The sequence below is a fragment of the Actinobacillus minor NM305 genome, assembly GCF_000175195.1.
Lineage (GTDB): Bacteria > Pseudomonadota > Gammaproteobacteria > Enterobacterales > Pasteurellaceae > Haemophilus_A > Haemophilus_A minor.
In genome coordinates, this window is sequence record NZ_ACQL01000100.1 from 22,446 (window position 1) to 41,522 (window position 19,077).

A 19,077-nucleotide genomic window follows, 5' to 3' on the forward strand; every position below is an offset into this window, starting at 1 on the left:
CCTTCGCTTTACTCTCCATTCAACATGAATTCTAACTGTTCTTGAGCCTCTAGCCATTCCATTTCAATCTGCTCAACTTTTTGCTTCGCTTCAACTTGCTTTGCTAATGTTTCCGTTAATTTTGCCTTATTTTCCGCCTCATAGATTTCACTTGAAGCTAATAAAGTTTCAAGCTCTGCCAATTGGGTTGAGGCTTTATCTAAATCCTTTTCCAACTGGGTAATTTTTTTGCGTAACGGTGCTGTTTGCTGGCGAAGCTCCGCTTCTAAGCGTTTTTGCTCTTTACGGTTTGAAGCACTCTCTTTATTTTCAGCCACACTAGCGGTCGAATTTTCGGAGGATTTTGCCAATTCAAGGCTATTTTGTTCATTCAGCCATTTTTGATAATCGTCTAAATCGCCTTTAAATTCTTCCACTTTTTTATCGTGTACCAAATAGAATTCATTGACCGTGCTACGCAATAAATGCCTATCGTGCGAAACCACCACCAACGAACCTTCATAATAAGTTAAAGCGTCCGTTAAGGCTTGACGCATTTCCAAATCCAAATGGTTAGTCGGTTCGTCTAACAATAATAAATTAGGGCGTTGCCATACAATTAACGCCAGTACTAAACGCGCCTTCTCTCCCCCCGAAAATGAGCCAACCTCTTGTTTAACTTTATCCCCTTTAAAGTCAAATCCACCTAAGTAATTCCGTAATTCTTGCTCTGTTTTCTCTGGGGCTAATTTTGTTAAATGCCATAGCGGGCTTTCATCAAAGCGTAACGTATCCACTTGATGTTGAGCAAAATAGCCGAGCTGTACACCTTTGGCTAACTGAACGTGCCCACTTTGTGCTGCTAATTCACCGGCAAGCAATTTAATTAGCGTTGATTTACCGGCACCATTTCTCCCTAACAAACCAATTCGTGAACCAGGGACTAAATTTAATTTAACCGACTCTAAAACGGTTTTCCCACCATAACCTGTTGCCACTTTTTCCATCATCAACAACGGACTAGGTAAGGCAAAAGGTGGTTTGAACTCAAATTCAAACGGCGAATCAGCATAAGCTGGTGCAATCAATTCCATTTTTTCGAGGGCTTTAATACGACTTTGCGCTTGTTTCGCTTTGGTTGCTTTTGCTTTAAAGCGGTCAATAAAGCTCTGCAAATGCGCTACTTTGCGTTGTTGTTGCTGATAAGCTGCATTTTGTTGCGAAATTTTGGTGGCTCGCTGAATTTCAAATGAAGTGTAGTTACCAGTATATTCGTGCAATTGCTGATTTTCAATATGAATCACTCGGTTAATAATCGGATCTAAAAAATCTCTGTCGTGCGAAATAAGTAGCAAAGTGCCACGATAATTAGTTAGCCAACGTTCTAACCAAATCACCGCATCTAAATCCAAGTGGTTTGTCGGTTCGTCCAATAGCAATAAATCCGAACGGCAAATTAAGGCTTGCGCCAGATTTAAGCGCATACGCCAACCACCAGAAAACGATTTTACCGGCAAATTGAGCTGTTCGGTTGAAAAGCCTAAGCCATTTAATAACGTTGCGGCTCGAGACTGAATCGTCCAAGCATCAATCGTATCTAATTGAGCGTGAGTGGTGGCAATTAAATTACCATTATTTTCTGCATTAGCTTTCTCGAGTTGTGCCATCAATGAGGTATATTCTCGATCGCCTTGAATAACATAATCTATCGCCGAAATCTCTAACGCTGGCGTTTCTTGATTTACCCATGAAATTGCCCAGTTTTTAGGAAGCGAAACTTCGCCACCTTCGGGCTGTAATTCGCCTTTCAATAAAGCAAAAAGGGAAGATTTACCACAACCATTCTTGCCGACAAGACCAACTTTTTGCCCTGTATGAATCGTTGCAGAAGTCTGTTCGAGTAAAGTATTCGTGCCACGTTTCAGGATTAAATCTGTAAAAAAAATCATAATAATTTGTCTATTTATGCTAAAATTTGTCGGCTTTATTTTATCATAATTATTAGGAGAGCAGATGTTTGATTCTTTGGCGGTACAATTTGTTGTACTTTGGGCTGTTATTGATCCGATAGGCTCTATCCCTGTTTATTTAGCAAAAACCACTGGGCTATCGTTAGACGATCGTAAGAAAATTGCTCGAAATGCGATTTTAATTTCTGCCGGTATTCTGTTTTTCTTTTTAATCGGCGGTCAATTATTGCTTGAAGCAATGCAAATTCCTCTCTCGGCATTCCAAATTGCAGGGGGATTGGTGCTTTTGATTTTTGCTTTAACTATGATTTTTGGTGAAGGTAAACCGCAGCACGAAATCAAAATACAAACAAACATTAACGAACTTGCTGTTTACCCACTTGCCGTGCCTTCAATTGCTTCCCCAGGGGCAATGATGGCGATTGTGCTTTTAACCGATAATCATCGTTTTAGCCTTTTTGATCAATCAATTACCGCGTTGATTATGTTAAGCGTATTATTGATTACCTATATTCTTTTATTACTTGCTAACCGAATTCAACATTTTATTGGGAATTCAGGTGCGGCAATCATTAGCCGAGTCATGGGGCTTATTTTAGCTTCGGTGGCTATCAATAACTTATTAGTTGGTATTCGTGATTTTTTCACGCAAGTCAGCTAAACTGATCATACATTTATCTTTATTAAAGGAAGAAAAATATGAAATTCTCTAAAAAAATGCTTTTTGCAATGGCAACATTAAGTGCTGCGGTATTAACCGGTTGTCAAAGTGGACAATCAAATTTTCTCACTTTCACAACACCATCGCCAACTGCGGTATTTAATACCAACAATCAAACTGCGGCAGTCAGTGTGAATACTCAAGACCTTCGTACTTCAAGAGAAATTGCAGCTTATACGAAAAATGGCGAAATTATCCGCTTAAGCTCAAGCCCTGAAGTAGCGCAAATGTTCCAACAAGCTGTACAACAAGATCTTAATGCCAAAGGCTTCCAAATTGTACAAGGTGCAGCAAATGCGCATGTGACTGTGAATATCAAACGCTTTTTTGCGACCGTAGAACAAGGAAACCTTCGCCATAAAGCAAATGCGGAAGTGAATGTTGAAGTTAGCGTACAAGGTTCAAAAGGGAACTTTAATAAGAGCTTTAATGCTACTCGTAGCTATGAAGGCGTGTTAGGGGCAGATAACGACTCTATTAAAGACGTATTAAGCCAAGCTTATCAAGATGTTGTAAAAGCTATCTACAACGATAACGAAGTTGCAAACGCAATTCATCAATATAAATAACCCTTTCACAAGCGGTTTAATTTGGTAAATATGATGCTAAATTAGACCGCTTATCAGCTTTTCTAAATAAAATCATGCGAATTCCAAGAATTTATCATCCCGAACCACTCATCGGAAAAACAACCTGTATATTGAGTGAAGATGCAACCAATCATGTAGGACGCGTCCTACGTATGACTGCTGGCGAACAAATTATTTTATTTGACGGCTCAAATCACGTTTTCCACGCAACACTACAAGCGGTCGAAAAAAAGCAAATCATTGCAGAAATTACCTCTAGTGAATTAGATGATCGAGAATCGCCTTTATCTATTCATTTAGGGCAGGTTATTTCAAGAGGTGATCGCATGGAATTTACGATTCAAAAATCTGTAGAATTGGGTGTTAAAGTTATTACACCGCTTTGGTCAGAGCGTTGTGGCGTAAAATTAAATGATGAACGCCAAGATAAAAAATTGCAACAATGGCAAAAAATTGCGATTGCCGCCTGTGAACAATGTGGACGAAATGAGATTCCTGAAATCCGCCCAATTATGAAATTGACGGATTGGTGTAAAGAGCAAGATGACATGCTTAAACTCAATTTACACCCAAGAGCTAAATATACCATTCGCCAACTGCCAAATATGCCGGTTGCCGGCGTACGATTATTGATTGGTTCAGAAGGTGGATTATCTCCGGAAGAAATTGCCATGACAGAAAAAGAAGGCTTTACTGAAGTTTTATTAGGGAAACGTGTACTACGTACAGAAACCGCCTCGCTCGCAGCGATTACCGCATTACAAGTCTGCTTCGGCGATATTTAATTTTCCTCTTTAATCAAAATAAAAGGATCATATGTTAGACAATTTACAAGGTAAATTCTTAATCGCTACACCTGAAATGGATGATGAATTTTTTGAACGTACCGTAGTTTATATTTGTGAACATAACAGTAACGGCGCAATGGGATTGATCATTAACGTCCCAACAGATTTATCTGTTTTAGAATTACTGACCCGTATGGATTTCCAAATGGCAAACCAACGGGATTATAAAAAAGACCAAATGGTATTAAGCGGTGGACCGGTTAGCCAAGATCGAGGCTTTATTATCCATACTAAAACGGAGCGAGATTTTCTACACTCTTATCATGTTACCGACCGTATTATGCTCACAACATCCGGCGATGTATTGGATAGTTTAGGCACGCCCGATGCACCTGAGAAATTTGTTGTTTGCTTAGGTTGTGCAACATGGAGTAGCGATCAACTCGAAAATGAAATTGCTCGTAATTTTTGGATCTATTCGGAAGCTAACGATAAAACGCTTTTTGAAACAGGGTATTTAGATCGTTGGGTTGAAGCCAATGAATTTTTTGGCATTTCTTCAGGTGTGCTTTCCAGCCCGGGGAGAGCTTGATATTTAGGTGTGATAAACAAAGGTATAGTAGACAGATTTGTTGCTGATTCAGCAAAAACTATGCCAAGTGGAAAATTTGTTGCTAATGTTTATGTTCTTTAAATATTAGCAACTTTTTTATTAAAAAAATCTTGTATAAATAACATATTTGTTGTTTTTTCTATCATTTAATTCAAGATGTTTTTCATAGCCTCAAATATAATCCATATAACGCTTTAAACGTGCATAAATATTTCTTACATTTCGGTATTTATTTACGTTAATTTTTGTGAAAATAACATAATACCACATTTATCACACACCATATTGCTCACGATAAGCTCGCATTGAAGCTAGATAAGGAGCATATTTATCTGATTTTTCAATAAATTGAACTAAATCATCAAAATCAACAATGGAAAATACTTTACAGCCATAATCACGTTCCACTTCTTGAATTGCAGAAAGTTCGCCTTTACCTTTCTCTTTACGGTTTAACGCAATCATCACACCGGCAAGGGTTGCATTATTGGCATTAATGATCTCCATTGACTCACGGATTGCCGTGCCTGCAGTAATAACATCATCTACCAATAGAATTTTTCCTTTTAATGGGCTACCAATTAGATTTCCACCTTCGCCATGATCTTTCGCTTCTTTACGATTAAAACAGCAAGGTTTATCCACATTAAACTGGTTTGCTAGAGCAACGGCGACAGTTGTTGCAATCGGGATCCCTTTATAGGCTGGTCCAAATAATACGTCATAATCAATTTGGCCGGCTTGAATAGCCTGAGCGTAGTATTCGCCTAATTTTGCTAAATCACGCCCGGTATTAAACAATCCAGCATTAAAGAAATAAGGGCTTTGCCTGCCGGATTTTAAGGTAAATTCACCAAATTTTAAAACGTTACGGCTTAGGGCAAATTCAATAAAATCGTGTTTGTATTGTTCCATTTTTTTCTTCCCAAAATTGCAAAATATTGATTAAAAATAACCGCTCATAAAAAATGTTTATTCAGGTGTAATCCATTCAACCATCCAACTACCCGTGCCTTCTGGCACAAGCACATCGGTTAAATATGGCAGAATTTTTTTCATTTGAGATTCTAATTGCCAAGGTGGATTGATCACAATCATACCGCTTGCCGTCATGCCTCGTTGATCTGAATCTGGACGAACCGCTAACTCTATTTGTAAAATTTTACGGATTCCTGTTTCTTGCAAGCCACGAACAATTCTTTTGGTATGTTGGCGTAACACTACAGGATACCAAATTGCATAGGTTCCTGTGGCAAAGCGTTTGTAACCTTCTTCAATCGCTTTTACCACTAGCTCATAATCTTCTTTCAGCTCATAAGGAGGATCAATCAGCACAAAACCACGGCGTTCTTTCGGAGGTAATGCAGATTTCAACTGTTGGAAACCATTTTCTCGCTTCGTTACTACATTTTTGGCTTTCGCAAATTCTTGTCGTAGTAGCGGAAAATCATTTGGGTGCAATTCCGTAAGAATCGCGCGATCCTGCTCTCTAAGTTGTTGCACCGCTAATAATGGGGAGCCTGCATAATATTTTAATTTTTCGCCACGGTTAATTTTCTTTAACTCGTTAATATAAAAAGCCACTTCTTCAGGGAGATCATTTCGTTCCCATAAACGAGCAACCCCTTCTAAATACTCCCCTGTTTTTTCTGATTCAGCACTCAACAAGCTATAACGCCCTACACCAGAGTGCGTATCTAAATAGAGAAAGCCTTTCTCTTTCTGTTTTAATGACTGCAAAATAAGGAGTTGCACAATGTGTTTTAAGACATCAGCGTGATTTCCAGCGTGAAAGCTGTGGCGGTAACTTAACATACAAATTCTCTTTTAACTGTTATCGCTGTATAAGCGGTAAAATTTTGCTAAAATTCTACCATAAATCCCTTACGCAACGAGAAGAAAATGCAAATAAAAGATGGTGTTCTTATTGAACATAGGCAAGTCGCCTCCCCTCATTTTAATGAGCGACCTAATCCTAAAGATATTTCACTCTTAGTCATTCACTATATTAGCTTACCGCCTGAACAATTTGGCGAAAATTTTATCGATCTCTTTTTCCAAGGGAAATTAGATCCCAATGCACACCCTTATTTTCAAGAAATTAAAGATCTCAGAGTTTCTGCGCATTGCTTAATCAATCGTCAAGGCGAAATTACGCAATATGTTAATTTCAACCAAATGGCATGGCACGCGGGCTTATCTTGCTTTGAAGGACGTGAAAAATGTAATGAGTTTTCAATCGGAATTGAATTAGAAGGCTCAAATAATCAGCCTTTTACAGAAGCGCAATATCAGGCTTTGGCAAAATTAACTCGTGCTATTCAAGCGGAATATCCATTGATTACGGATCATCAAATTACTGGACATCAGCATATTTCCCCTGGTAGAAAACAAGATCCCGGTCGTTATTTTGCATGGGATTATTATCATTCATTATTAAAAAAAGAGGAATTAAATCGATGACAAAAACGGTTCTTGCTTTTGATTTTGGCACTTACAGTATTGGTTGTGCCGTTGGGCAAAGTATTACCGGCACAGCACAAGGATTACCGGCATTTAAAGCACAAGATGGCATTCCGGACTGGACACAAATTGAGAAAGTCATTCAAGAATGGCAACCCGATGTATTGGTTGTCGGATTACCTCTCAATATGGATGGAACGGAGCAACCTCTTACGCAACGTGCTAAAAAGTTCGCTAACCGTTTGAACGGGCGATTTAATTTACCCGTTGAGTTGCAAGATGAACGCTTAACCACCGTAGAAGCTAAAGCGGAAATTTTTTCCCGAGGTGGCTATAAAGCATTAAAAAAAGGTAAAGTCGATGCCATTTCAGCTTGCTTAATTTTAGAGAGTTGGTTTGAAAACCAGTCTGACTATTAGCCAATAAATGAAAAAGCCGTTTTACACGAAAGTATAAAACGGCTTTTTTCTATTGATTACAACTAATTATCTGTATGCTCAATCAATGCAACCACAGACTCTTGACTTGCATCTTTCAAATTAACTTCTTTTAAGTTAATTTGACGAATACGTTCTGCTAATGCAAGGTCACCCGTACGCTCTGCCACATAAAGTGCCATGATACGGTCATTTGCAATACACTCTTCGTGGTCAAGCAAGAGAATAAACTGCGCTTTAGATTGTTCAAATCGTCCTTCGCGCGCATAAATATAGCCTAATGCTCTTGCATAATCGTCCGTATATTTTGTTTCCGCTTTTGAAGCACGTTTTGCTAACACCTTAATAAGTTTTGCATCTTCATCCACTTGTAAGCGAGTTAATTGCTCAAATAACGGAACAAGTTGCTCATCTTCGTATTTTTTCAATGTTTCTAATGCCAACTCTTGTGCTGATTCATGATCATCGCTATCAATCAAGCGTTTAATTAAGCCAACTCGTGCATAAACAGATTTACGGCGGCGACTTGGCTGTTCTTCCCACCAACGTAATAAGCCATCTTGTCCTGTTTCATTCATCACTTCATCAAGTAATCCATCATCAACAAAATGCTCTAAGGTTTCATACTCTTCAGTTGATAAGAAACTACGCTGCCCAATCGCTTCTAAAATACCATCTAAAGCAATATATGCTTTTGAATCTTGATAAATACGGATTGCTAAACGCAATACTTCCGTATTATTAGGAGCTAATTCAAGCAAGCTATCAATTGCACTACGAGCTGCCGGTAATTTGCCTTGTTGAACTAAAATCTTCGCTCGAGCTAATTCCACTGCAACATTATTCATGCCACCTAATTTGCTTGCTTCAATTAAATATTTATTCGCTTCAAAATCATCGCCTCGTTGTTGCGCTGCTTCTGCGGCTTTAATCAGATTTAATACAGGCTCGTCTGCATGTTTAGCATTTTTACTGAATAATTTTTCAGCTTTGGAATAATCCCCTTCGCTCATACGCATTAAAGCTTCTAACGTCTCTTTTTGAGCTTTTTTCTGCTTGCGATTAAAGAACCAATCATAAGAACCTTTGCTTAAACGGAAAAAACGAGTAATCGCCCATTCAACAGCATATAAAACCGCCATTGCAGATACAAAAAATACCACGAGCATAACTAAACTCATTTCGATGACTTTTGTATCTGTTTCGATACGGACATAACCTTGATGCCCTGCCAAATAAGGCCCTGCAATAAGCGCAGCAAGCACTAATAACATTAAGAAAAGAACACGAAACATAGTTGCCTCCTATTGTTGTGCCGCAGCAGGTACTTCTGCCGGTTTATCCGTTGGTGTTGCAACTTCTTCTGCTTTAGGGCCTTCAACAGCCGGTTCAACTAGCGCCTTTTCTTCTTTGATCTCAATTTTTTCTACTTTTTGAGGTTCTTTCTTCAAAATATCATTAAGAACAGCGACACTTTGTAATTTTTCAGGTACATCAATGTAAATTGTTTGTTCACTTAATTCATCAAGTGATTTTAAGAAGTTTTTCACATTCTCATTTTGTGTATCAAAGTAGCTACGAATCCAAGTACTTACCGCATCTAGAGATTTTTTATACAGCTCATTTTGCTGACGAGGAATAGCTAAAATCGCAATTTGTAAACGTAAACGGATATTTTCTCTTAAATAAACTTCTTGATTCGGTGCAATAAAGACTTTTTCTTCCGCTTTATTTTTATCACTCACACGAATAAATTTATCTAAGAACGAGTTTGCTGTTTTTTCAATGTTTTGTTGCCAATCATCAATTGAATCACTGACATTCTCTGAACCTTGATTTTCTTGTACATCATTATCAACCATTGGCAAATCATCTAAGCTATTTGCTAATGTTGTTAGGCGCTGCATTAATGCATTTTGATCTACTTGATTAACATTATTCAAACTTACCAAGTCAGCTTTAATCGCATTTCTTACCAAGGTAATTTGTGGATTAGCAATTTTACTTAATACACTATCCGCTTCTAATAATAAGCTTTTTGCCGTTTCAACATCTGTATCTACAACTAATTTTCTTACCGCGTTATTTAATAAGAAGTTTGCATCTGATAAGACCCAAGCACTAGAATCAACTTGTGGTGCATTATTTCCCAAGCGTTGAATTTGAGATTGAAGCCCTACAATTTGGTTCGAATAGGAAGATTGCTCTTGTTCTAATTGGGCAATACGAGCTTGCGCTTTCTCGTAAGCTGTCGCTAACTCATTAATTTGTGCTTTTTCTTTATCAAAAGAAGCCTGCTCTAATGGTGCTTGTTGTGAAGCCTTTTGGGCTAATTGTTGTAGCTGATTTTCTACCTCAACTAATTTTTGTGAACCGAAGTAGTAACCGGTACCACCAATACCTAATGCAACTAATAGGGCCAATAAAGCAATCCCTGTCCCACCTTTTTTAACAATTACTTGTTCAGGTTGTTTTGAAACGGGTTCAGAAGCGGTCGTATTTTCTTCTTGTTTTGCAAGTTCTTCTGCAAAATTTTCTGAAGTTTCAACCGCTTGTTCTACTGTTTCATCAATAACTTTTTTCTTTGACATAATTACCTCTTAAGGTGCTACACACCTTTTTTGTTGGATATCCCACTGGTATAAAAATACCTATTGTCATTTTGTTAAAATATCTAAAATCGACTGGTTATCGGCCTTAGGCGATACCATAATTTTATCACTTCCCCAGCCACTCTGTTTAGCTATTGTTGCAATACGATGCCCTATAACAATGAGCTTACAGCTGAGAAGCCAGTCTTTATCTTCATCAACCGTATTTTCAATCAACGAAGCCAGTATTTCACTACTTGTTACAATTATCGTATCAATGCCTACTCGTTTTGCTAAACTGAGTTTTTCTGATAAATTTTCAGCACTCGGCACACGGCGATAACACTCTACGTTTTGCACGCTTGCACCACGTTTTACCGCTTCTTTTGCAAAAAATTCTCGACCTGTTTCAGCACGTAGAATAACAATATTTTTCCCCTGAATATTTTGCATTTCAGGTAATTCTAGCAACCCTTCACTATTTTCAAAACAGATCGGATATTTTACCGCTTGTTCGCTTTTACCAGCGAAATGGGTTGCCGTTCTCTGCCCCACAGAAAAATAATGCAAATCTGAACGAAATTTAAAACCTGTTTGTGTCATCGTTTGATGTGCAAAATCTACCGCATTTTTAGACACAGCAAAGACATAATCCCCTTCATTAAGTTGGCTAAATAATGAAGGTAAAAGCGGCAATTCTCGCCCACTTTCAATTGTAAAAAGCGGTTGATGAATGGCAAAAATTTGTTGCTGTTGCAATAAATTAACTAACTCTTGTCCTCGTTCATCAGGACGTGTGACTAATATATTCATTTTTAATCAGCATACACTTCAGCTAAAATTTTATCTGCACCTTGTGCTAATAATTTGGTTGCGACCTCAATGCCAAGCTGTTCGGCTTTATCGACTGGCGCAACACCTGAGGCTCGAATAATCGTTGAACCATCTAATGAACCGACTAAAGCATTGAGGGTCAATTCATCATTTTCCAATGTTGCAAAACCACCTATTGGCACTTGGCAACCACCTTGCAAATGTGCATTCATCGCACGTTCAGCAATCACACGATATGCAGTTGGTTGGTGATTTAATTTGGCTAAGTAACTCAATACACGTTGATCATCTAAACGTGTTTCAATACCAACAGCCCCTTGTCCTGCTGCCGGTAATGATTGTTCAACAGAAATAAAACTGCGAATACGCTCCGGCATACCTAAACGAATTAACCCTGCTGAAGCTAAAATAATCGCATCGTATTCGCCATTATCCAATTTACTTAAACGTGTTCCCACATTACCACGTAAAGATTTAATTTCTAAATGCGGATAAGCTGCCATTAGCTGGCATTGACGGCGTAGACTTGATGTTCCAACAACCGCACCTTTGGGTAATTCATCTAAATTTTGATATTGATTAGACACAAAAGCATCACGCGGATCTTCTCGTTCACAAATGACAGCTAATCCCAAACCTTCTGGAAAAGTCATCGGCACATCTTTCATTGAATGAACGGCGATATCGGCTCGATTTTCAAGTAATGCCAATTCTAATTCTTTAACAAAAAGCCCTTTACCACCAATTTTGGCGAGTGGTGTATCTAAAATAATGTCGCCTTTCGTTACCATAGTAACAAGTTCAATTTGCAATTCAGGAAAATGTTTTTCTAATTCTGCTTTAACAAAATTGGCTTGCCATAATGCCAAAGGGCTTTGGCGTGTTGCAATACGTAATGTATCTTTCATTTTTATTCTTTATGTTTGTTATTTAGTCTTAAAAGTGATCTTTTTGTTCACGTAAATTTTTAAATTCAGCGAATGTTGTCGCTCTAAGAAAAGGGTTTATTTGCTTTTCTTTATACAGTGTAGTCGGTAATGTCGGTTTATGTTGAGCTCGTAAAATATCAACTTGCTCTTGATATTCTAATAAAGCACAACTAGGAGGCATTACCGCAAGTGCAAATTTTAGATTGCTTTGAGTATATTCGTGAGCAGGGAAAATTTCAACAAAATCAGGCAATGCTTTAAAGCGCTGCATTGCATTAAATTGCGCTTGATAATCCCCAGTAAAAACGCGTCCACAACCACCTGAAAATAAAGCATCGCCACAAAAAAGATATTCGTTTCCCCACAAATAACTTATATGTTGTGCAGTATGCCCCGCACTTTCAATAATACGAATATCATAGCCAAAAAGTTCAAAATGATCTTCTGGGTAAACAATCTTATTCTCCCAAGCTTTACACTCTTCTGAGCCATACACCGTAATATGCGGATAATGTATTTTGAGCTCATTTACCCCATCGGTATGATCGTGATGATTGTGTGTAAGTAGAATAGCGGTTAAATTTAACTGCTTTTTTGCAAGAAAAGCCAATACCGGCTCTGCTTCTGCCGGATCAACAATAACAGCTTGATCCTCTTTTTGAATAACCCAAATATAGTTATCATTTAAAGCAAGTATTGGCTTGATGTTTAACATAAATATCTCGATAAATTTTCAATATGAAAGTTATTTATTCAGGAATAGCGCGGCCGCACCACGTACGCCACTTGAATCACCGTGAATTGCTTTTTTGATGACCGGTACTTCTGCGCTTCGCATTAAATATTTTGGTAATACTGTTGGCAATACCTCATAAATGTGTTCGAAGTTCGATAACCCACCACCAAATACAATCATATCCGGATCAAGCACCGTAATTAATGGCGATATACTGATTGCCATTAACTCAATGTATTTCTCAACAAATTCCACGGTTTTTGGATCTTTCGCATAAAAGCGTTCAATGATTGTCTTAGCATTTAATTTCTCGCCAACTAAATCATTGTAGAGCATCTCAAAACCGCGACCGGAAATATAGCTGTCTAAACATGCTGTATTGCCACAACCACATTTATAAATTGGCGCTTTATCCCACCCCAATAATTTAAGAGCATGATAATTTAACTGAATATGTCCCACTTCGCCTGCCATACCGATTTGACCTGAATGAGCTTTACCATTCATTACGATACCGCCACCAAAGCCAGTACCAATAATTAAGCCTAAAACAGTATTGTATTGTTGATTACTCTCATCCCACGCTTCAGATAACGCCATACAGTTTGCATCATTTTCCGCCCGAACCTCTCGCTCTAAGCGTTCTGATAAATCTTTTAAAATAGGGTTATCGTGTGCAACGGCGATATTCGCAATCTCTGCTAAACCTGTTTTATGGTTTACAAACCCTGGAATACCTAAACCTACCGTGCCTTTTTCGCCCAATTTTTTATCGGCATTACGCACCAGTGTTTCAACAGCTCTTAACCACTCTTCATAACTGCTTTGTGGTGTAGGAACACGCTCGCTATGCAACTTTTCTAATTTTTCGTTAAATGCTGCCAATTCAATTTTGGTGCCGCCAATATCTAAACCGTAGTAAATCATATTTAGCCTCATTTTTTAAAGATTTTGAAATTTTCTAAAACCGGTACGCACCAAATAAAGGCAATAAGATGGAATGCCCATGCAATTAAGGTGCTAACAAAGAGATCTATAGGATAATGCATCCCAAGACGTAAACGACTGATCAACATCAAAGCAGCCCAAAAAAGTGCAAAAATTTGTGCAAAAATAGCCGCTTGCTGACGTATGCCGAATAATAAACCACCAAAAACTAACAACCAAGATACGGCAAAAATCGTATGTCCAGAAGGGAAAGAATAACCTAATTCACCAGCTTGATGTTCTACCACAAATTGATTATCAGCTTGGACAAATTTCATCACTTCCGTTGCTTGCTCTGTTTTTGGTAACGCATAGAATTGTTCTGTATTTGACTGGAACATTTGGGTAACAAATGGACGAGGCTCTTTAAAGACTGCCTTTGCGCCTTCTTTAATAATTTGTGTGCCGATAACAGAGCTTGCACAAATAAAACCTACCAGTAGCCAAGAATAGCGATGACGGGCTAACCACATTAACCAAAGCATAAAAATCACACAGGTAATCAGGGCATAAGGGGTAGACCCTGTTTCTGTTAGAACAAAAAGCCCCCAGTCTAATGAAGAATGTCCCAAATTCGTATTCAATGCCCATTGCCAGTCAATTGCCCAAGCAACAAGTGGGATCGCTAACATGAAAAGGGTAAGAATTGAAAGTTTCTTTAACACAAAAAATTCCTTATACAGATAAGGGCGTAATCATACGCCCCTTAAATTAAATTGCCTTAGTTGCTTTTGGTAAACTAATTTTTTTCTCTTCACTTTGACGGTAAAGCACTAAAATATGTCCAATCGTTTGAACTTCAATCGCTTTTGTTTCACGCACGATAGCATCAATGATCAACTGTTTCGTTTCACGATCTGCACCCGAAATTTTTACTTTGATGAGTTCGTGATGATCCAACGCATTTTCAATTTCTGCTAACACGCCTTCTGTTAAGCCATTACCGCCTAACATTACAACTGGGCTTAAATGATGAGCCAATCCTTTTAAAAATTGTTTTTGTTTATTTGTTAATGTCATTTTCATTTTTTCCAATATAAAAAATTGATGTAGAAAATAGCACAAAAGGGGCAAATTTGAAAGTAAATCCAATAAAAATAGCCTCTACAATGAGAGGCTATTTTACGAATATCACAAATTATTCTGCTAATTTTGGCTTAACGATTGCATAAGCGATACCTGTTACCGCTGAACCAATCGCAATTGCTGCTAAGTACATCAACGGTTGTGAAACAAATGGGATCACGAATAAACCGCCGTGAGGGGCTTGTAATGTGATACCTAAACCAAGAGAAATCGCCCCTGCTGTTGCACCACCTAAGATAGAAGTGGCAATCACACGCACAGGGTCAGCCGCTACAAATGGTAACGCACCTTCAGAGATAAAGCATAAGCCAAGTACGAAAGAGGCTTTGCCTGCATCACGTTGGTTTACGGTAAATTTGTTGCGTGCAATCCAAGTCGCAATCGCCATACCGATAGGTGGCACCATACCTGCCGCCATTGCTGCTGCCATCGGGGTGTTTACGTCTGAAGCTAACATACCCACTGAGAAAGTGTAAGCCGCTTTGTTTACTGGACCGCCCATATCGGTACACATCATCGTACCTAGCACGATACCTAATACGATTGCGTTTACTTCGCCCATTGATTTTAACCAGCTAGATAAGGCTTCCATAATGCCGGCAACAGGTGGGTTGATCACATAAACCATTGCAAGACCGACAATCGCAGAGCCTAAGAGCGGTAGGATTAAGATCGGTTTTAACGACGTTAAACTTGCCGGTAACTTGATGCTGTCATTTAAGAATTTCACCACATAACCTGCAAGGAAACCGGCAATAATACCGCCTAAAATCCCTGCACCTGCTGTTGTTGCTAACATACCGCCGACAAAACCTGCAGTTAAACCCGGACGGTCAGCAATTGAGTAGGCAACATAACCGGCAAAGACGGCAATCATTAAGTGGAATGCTGCACCGCCACCAATATCCATTAACGCTTTCGGTAAACCGCCTGCGATATTCGGATCTTTAAAGGCTTCAATACCGAACATAAAGGAAATAGCGATTAACAAACCACCAGCCACCACGAACGGTAACATATGCGACACACCCGTCATCAAGTGTTTATAAATCCCTTTCTTCTCGCCTGTGGCTTCTTCGCCTTTCGTAGCTGCCGCAGAACCGCCTTGATAAACAGTCGCTTGTTGGAAGGCTTTTTCAAACTCTTGTGCGGTTTTCTTTAGAGCTAAACCTGTTGAAGTGCGGTACATCGGCTTGCCTTGGAATTTGCTTAAATCCACGTCAATATCCGCCGCCACAAAGACTAAATCTGCTGCAGCTACTTCTTCCGCAGAGATCGGATTGCCAGCTCCTACTTGCCCACGGGTTTCGACTTTCACATTCCAGCCTTGTGCTTTCGCATAGTTTTCAATGGCTTCCGCAGACATAAAGGTATGTGCAACCCCTGTCGGACAAGCGGTCACTGCCACGATATTTTTTACACCAGAGTTTGACACCGCCGCTTGCGTTGCATTGGCAAAAGTTTGAGCAGAATTGACCGCTTGCGTGAGTGTTGCTTCTGGTTGAGCAAAGGCTTGCTCAAGGCTAACCACCGCCCCTTGTTTACCGACAACATTCGCAGGCACTTGCTCATCAAATAACACGACAAAATCCGCTTGTTCTGCATTGACTACAGAATGCCCTTGCTGTTTTGCCACCGCCGTTAGCACTTCATTTACAAGAAATGCTCTTGCTTTACCGAGTTGTGCCGGGAAAATAAATGAAATATTCATATTTTATTCCTATCAATGTTTAAGAAATCTGTTTTCCCAAATGTAGGGACACACTGCGTGTGTCCGTTATTTATATTTTTGGCGGACACACGCAGTGTGTCCCTACATTGGTGTAATTAAAGTTCAGTCAATTTAACCTGTGCCAAAATCCCTTCCAACGCCGTTTTATCACTCACGCCCACGTTACTTTGGGAAACCGCTAAAGCAGATGTCGCACTGGCAAAGGCAAGGGTTTTCGCTTTATCCCAACCTTGTGAGAAACCATAGATAAGCCCTGCAACCATTGAGTCGCCAGCCCCTACGGTACTTACCACATTTTCACAACGTGGTGGTTGAGCTTGAAGTACGCCTTCGTTATTGATCCAAACTGAGCCTTTTTCGCCCATTGAGATAATGACGTTTTCAATACCTCTAGCACGCAAATCTTGAGCAGCAACAATGACTTCTTCGAGGCTATTTAAGGCTCGACCTGCCCAAACTTCTAATTCACGGCGATTAGGCTTGACTAGCCAAGGGTGGGCCTTTAATCCAGCGGTTAATGCCGCATTTGAGCTATCCAATACCACTTTTAAACCTTGCTGATGTAGCGTTTCTAACCACAAGGCAAATTTCTCAGGGCTTACGCCACGAGGTAAAGAACCACAAACGGCAACAAGATCAAATTGGCTTTCCCAATGTTGAGTTTGAGCGGTAAATTTCTCCCACTCTTCTTCACTGATCTCAAAGCCTAAAAAGTTGAGATCCGTTACATCAGCTTCCGTTTCCGTAATTTTGACATTGATACGAGTTTTACCTGCGACACGATAGAATTGATCGTCCACCCCATTTTTTGCGAAAGATTGCACAAAATCCCCTTGATTTTCTTCACCAAGAAAACCGGTTACGGATAATTTCGTGCCTAAATCTGCCAAGACTTTTGCCACATTGATCCCTTTTCCGGCAGGATATAAACCTAAGGTTTCAACGGTATTGACTTCGCCGATTTCAATACGGGCAAGGCGACCGACCAAATCAAATGCAGGATTTAACGTTACTGTTGCAATACGCATATTTTCCCCTTATTTCTCACCTAAACCGGCTTCAATTGCGGCACCGATACCATCTAAGGCTTGTTGTGCATCATCGCCTGTTGCCACAAAGCGTAAACGCGTGCCTTTTGTTACGCCAAGTGCCACGATTTTCATCAAACTTTTGGCACTCACAAGCGGTGAGTTTTTATCAAGATTTTGCACTTCGATTTTTGACGTATATTTTTTCACTTCATTAACAAGCACCGCACTTGGGCGAGCGTGTAAACCGTGTTCGTTGTGAATAACAAAAGTCGCTTCTACTGCGCTTTCTGTTACATTATCAGCTACCGCTGGCGCAATTGTTTCAACCGCAACGGTTTGTGCTGATGTTGCAGTACCTTCAATGCTATCTTCAACGGCAGGAATAAAAGTGACATTTTCGCCAAGGCCTTCCGCCATTGCTTTGCCTAAGGTTTCAATAGCTTGTTGAGCATCATCGCCTTCAGCAATAAAGCGTAAACGCGTCCCTTTCGTTGCACCTAATGCCACAATTTTCATTGTACTTTTTGCATTTGCCGGTGCTGTTGCACGGTCAAGGTTTTCTACGGTAATTTTCGAGCTAAATGCTTTTAACGTTTGAACCAATACCGCACTTGGGCGAGCGTGTAAACCGTGTTCATTGCGCACCGTAAAGTTTCCAACCACTTGTCCATTATTTACCGTTGAAGTGGCTGAAACAACTGCGGTTGAATTTTCGGCGGTATTGACCGTTTCGCCATTAAACAATGCAAGCATCTGCGCGCTATTGGCAGAAGCAAACTGACTGCGAACCTCAGATTTTAATAATGCGGCTAAAATGGGATTAAGTGCATTATCTACCGTAGCCACGCTGACTAATGTTTGCCCTTTAGTATTACGTGCAACCGCAACACCATTAGCTAAGTTACCTTTTGCACTATCAATCACAAAAACATTATCGCCTAGATGAAGTGGAGCGGCTGAAACTACCTCACTAATAAAAGCTTGTGTGACGTAATTTTGCTCTTGTAATTTGCCCGCATTAATCGCCGAAAGGGTAATCAAACTTGAGCTTTCCACATTTAATGAGATTAAAGCCTCTGAAAGAGCCGGTAATGTTTTTTTACCGCTTAAAATATCGGCAAACTCTTGCACATCTTGGGTTTTTGCTAATTTTTCTGCCGCTTCTTCATCACTTAACACCGTGGTTAATTGACGAAGTAAGGCTAAATGTTCATCAGATTTTGCCGCAATACCGATAGCTACGTAAGCAACATTTCCTTCGCCCCATTCAACCCCTTGAGGGAATTGAATAATTTGCACACCGGTGTTTTGAACTAAATCTCGGGTATCTAATGTGCCGTGCGGAATCGCAATCCCATTGCCTAAAAAAGTCGAGGTTTGGGTTTCACGTGCCAACATACCGGCTTCATAGCCTTCTGCTACGTTCCCATTTGCAACTAAACCTGCTGCGACTAATTTAATCGCCTCTTCTTTGTTCGCTGCTTGCCCGTTTAAACGGATATTTTTTGCTGATAAATCAAGCATTTTAGCTCCTTATGGAAGGTAATTTTCAATTTAAAAAACGTTCTGATTGTACCCTATTTTTGCTAA

At 39.5% G+C, this 19,077-nt stretch carries 20 protein-coding genes; 6 read left to right on the top strand and 14 right to left on the bottom strand.

The features are described from left to right. Positions 1-8: 8 nt before the first annotated feature. On the bottom strand, positions 9-1,928 hold the full coding sequence (locus AM305_RS07000; protein WP_005824441.1) for an ABC transporter ATP-binding protein: 1,920 nt from the start codon (positions 1,926-1,928) through the stop codon (positions 9-11). A 64-nt stretch (positions 1,929-1,992) separates the two neighbouring features. On the opposite strand from AM305_RS07000, the gene AM305_RS07005 reads away from it, so the two are divergent. The 4 genes from AM305_RS07005 (at position 1,993) to AM305_RS07020 (ending at position 4,640) form a co-directional block, all read left to right on the top strand. Then, on the top strand, positions 1,993-2,610 hold the full coding sequence (locus tag AM305_RS07005; RefSeq protein WP_005824442.1) for a MarC family protein: 618 nt from the start codon (positions 1,993-1,995) through the stop codon (positions 2,608-2,610). A 38-nt stretch (positions 2,611-2,648) separates the two neighbouring features. Beyond that, entirely contained in the window at positions 2,649-3,239 is a 591-nt protein-coding gene (locus AM305_RS07010; protein WP_005824444.1) for a YajG family lipoprotein, read from the top strand. Positions 3,240-3,313: 74 nt separating this feature from the next. Continuing rightward, positions 3,314-4,045 (top strand): 16S rRNA (uracil(1498)-N(3))-methyltransferase, encoded by a 732-nt coding sequence (gene rsmE, locus AM305_RS07015; RefSeq protein ID WP_005824446.1) that lies wholly within the window; start codon positions 3,314-3,316, stop codon positions 4,043-4,045. 31 nt (positions 4,046-4,076) lie between these two features. Further along, positions 4,077-4,640: a YqgE/AlgH family protein gene (locus tag AM305_RS07020; protein WP_005824448.1), complete on the top strand. Its 564-nt coding sequence runs from the start codon at positions 4,077-4,079 to the stop codon at positions 4,638-4,640. A gap of 294 nt (positions 4,641-4,934) precedes the next feature. On the opposite strand, the gene pyrE is transcribed toward AM305_RS07020, so the two are convergent. Together pyrE and AM305_RS07030 are read right to left on the bottom strand one after the other, a co-directional pair. Further along, the gene (gene pyrE, locus AM305_RS07025; RefSeq protein WP_005824449.1) at positions 4,935-5,576 is read right to left on the bottom strand and encodes an orotate phosphoribosyltransferase; all 642 of its coding nucleotides are present in this window, start codon (positions 5,574-5,576) and stop codon (positions 4,935-4,937) included. A 57-nt stretch (positions 5,577-5,633) separates the two neighbouring features. Then, the gene (locus AM305_RS07030) at positions 5,634-6,476 is read right to left on the bottom strand and encodes a 23S rRNA (adenine(2030)-N(6))-methyltransferase RlmJ (RefSeq protein ID WP_005824450.1); all 843 of its coding nucleotides are present in this window, start codon (positions 6,474-6,476) and stop codon (positions 5,634-5,636) included. 87 nt (positions 6,477-6,563) lie between these two features. On the opposite strand from AM305_RS07030, the gene ampD reads away from it, so the two are divergent. After that, positions 6,564-7,124 carry a 1,6-anhydro-N-acetylmuramyl-L-alanine amidase AmpD gene (gene ampD, locus AM305_RS07035; protein ID WP_005824452.1) on the top strand — a complete coding sequence of 187 codons (561 nt, stop codon included), beginning with the start codon at positions 6,564-6,566 and terminating at the stop codon, positions 7,122-7,124. After that, the gene (gene ruvX / locus AM305_RS07040; RefSeq protein WP_005824454.1) at positions 7,121-7,543 is read left to right on the top strand and encodes a Holliday junction resolvase RuvX; all 423 of its coding nucleotides are present in this window, start codon (positions 7,121-7,123) and stop codon (positions 7,541-7,543) included. Before ampD ends, ruvX begins: the two co-directional genes overlap by 4 nt. Positions 7,544-7,605: 62 nt before the next feature. On the opposite strand, the gene AM305_RS07045 is transcribed toward ruvX, so the two are convergent. The 11 genes from AM305_RS07045 to fruB all read right to left on the bottom strand — a co-directional run bounded on the left by AM305_RS07045 (position 7,606) and on the right by fruB (position 19,011). After that, positions 7,606-8,856 carry a heme biosynthesis protein HemY gene (locus AM305_RS07045; protein ID WP_005824455.1) on the bottom strand — a complete coding sequence of 417 codons (1,251 nt, stop codon included), beginning with the start codon at positions 8,854-8,856 and terminating at the stop codon, positions 7,606-7,608. 9 nt (positions 8,857-8,865) lie between these two features. Next, positions 8,866-10,152 (bottom strand): uroporphyrinogen-III C-methyltransferase, encoded by a 1,287-nt coding sequence (locus AM305_RS07050; RefSeq protein WP_005824457.1) that lies wholly within the window; start codon positions 10,150-10,152, stop codon positions 8,866-8,868. Positions 10,153-10,218: 66 nt separating this feature from the next. After that, positions 10,219-10,965 carry a uroporphyrinogen-III synthase gene (locus tag AM305_RS07055; protein WP_005824459.1) on the bottom strand — a complete coding sequence of 249 codons (747 nt, stop codon included), beginning with the start codon at positions 10,963-10,965 and terminating at the stop codon, positions 10,219-10,221. A gap of 2 nt (positions 10,966-10,967) precedes the next feature. After that, entirely contained in the window at positions 10,968-11,894 is a 927-nt protein-coding gene (gene hemC, locus AM305_RS07060) for a hydroxymethylbilane synthase (protein ID WP_005824460.1), read from the bottom strand. Positions 11,895-11,922: 28 nt separating this feature from the next. Next, positions 11,923-12,630, bottom strand: a complete 708-nt coding sequence (gene gloB, locus AM305_RS07065) for a hydroxyacylglutathione hydrolase (protein ID WP_005824462.1) — start codon at positions 12,628-12,630, stop codon at positions 11,923-11,925. 30 nt (positions 12,631-12,660) lie between these two features. Beyond that, on the bottom strand, positions 12,661-13,578 hold the full coding sequence (gene nagK, locus AM305_RS07070) for an N-acetylglucosamine kinase (RefSeq protein ID WP_005824464.1): 918 nt from the start codon (positions 13,576-13,578) through the stop codon (positions 12,661-12,663). 8 nt (positions 13,579-13,586) lie between these two features. Further along, entirely contained in the window at positions 13,587-14,270 is a 684-nt protein-coding gene (locus AM305_RS07075; protein WP_193594279.1) for a phosphatase PAP2 family protein, read from the bottom strand. A gap of 79 nt (positions 14,271-14,349) precedes the next feature. Beyond that, positions 14,350-14,664 carry a ribosome assembly RNA-binding protein YhbY gene (yhbY, locus tag AM305_RS07080; protein WP_081451205.1) on the bottom strand — a complete coding sequence of 105 codons (315 nt, stop codon included), beginning with the start codon at positions 14,662-14,664 and terminating at the stop codon, positions 14,350-14,352. 112 nt (positions 14,665-14,776) lie between these two features. Beyond that, positions 14,777-16,435: a fructose-specific PTS transporter subunit EIIC gene (locus AM305_RS07085; RefSeq protein WP_005824467.1), complete on the bottom strand. Its 1,659-nt coding sequence runs from the start codon at positions 16,433-16,435 to the stop codon at positions 14,777-14,779. Between the two features lie 116 nt (positions 16,436-16,551). Continuing rightward, on the bottom strand, positions 16,552-17,484 hold the full coding sequence (gene fruK / locus AM305_RS07090; RefSeq protein WP_005824468.1) for a 1-phosphofructokinase: 933 nt from the start codon (positions 17,482-17,484) through the stop codon (positions 16,552-16,554). A 9-nt stretch (positions 17,485-17,493) separates the two neighbouring features. Next, complete coding sequence (fruB, locus tag AM305_RS07095; RefSeq protein ID WP_005824470.1) at positions 17,494-19,011, bottom strand: fused PTS fructose transporter subunit IIA/HPr protein; 1,518 nt, start codon at positions 19,009-19,011, stop codon at positions 17,494-17,496. Between the last annotated feature and the right edge of the window lie 66 nt (positions 19,012-19,077).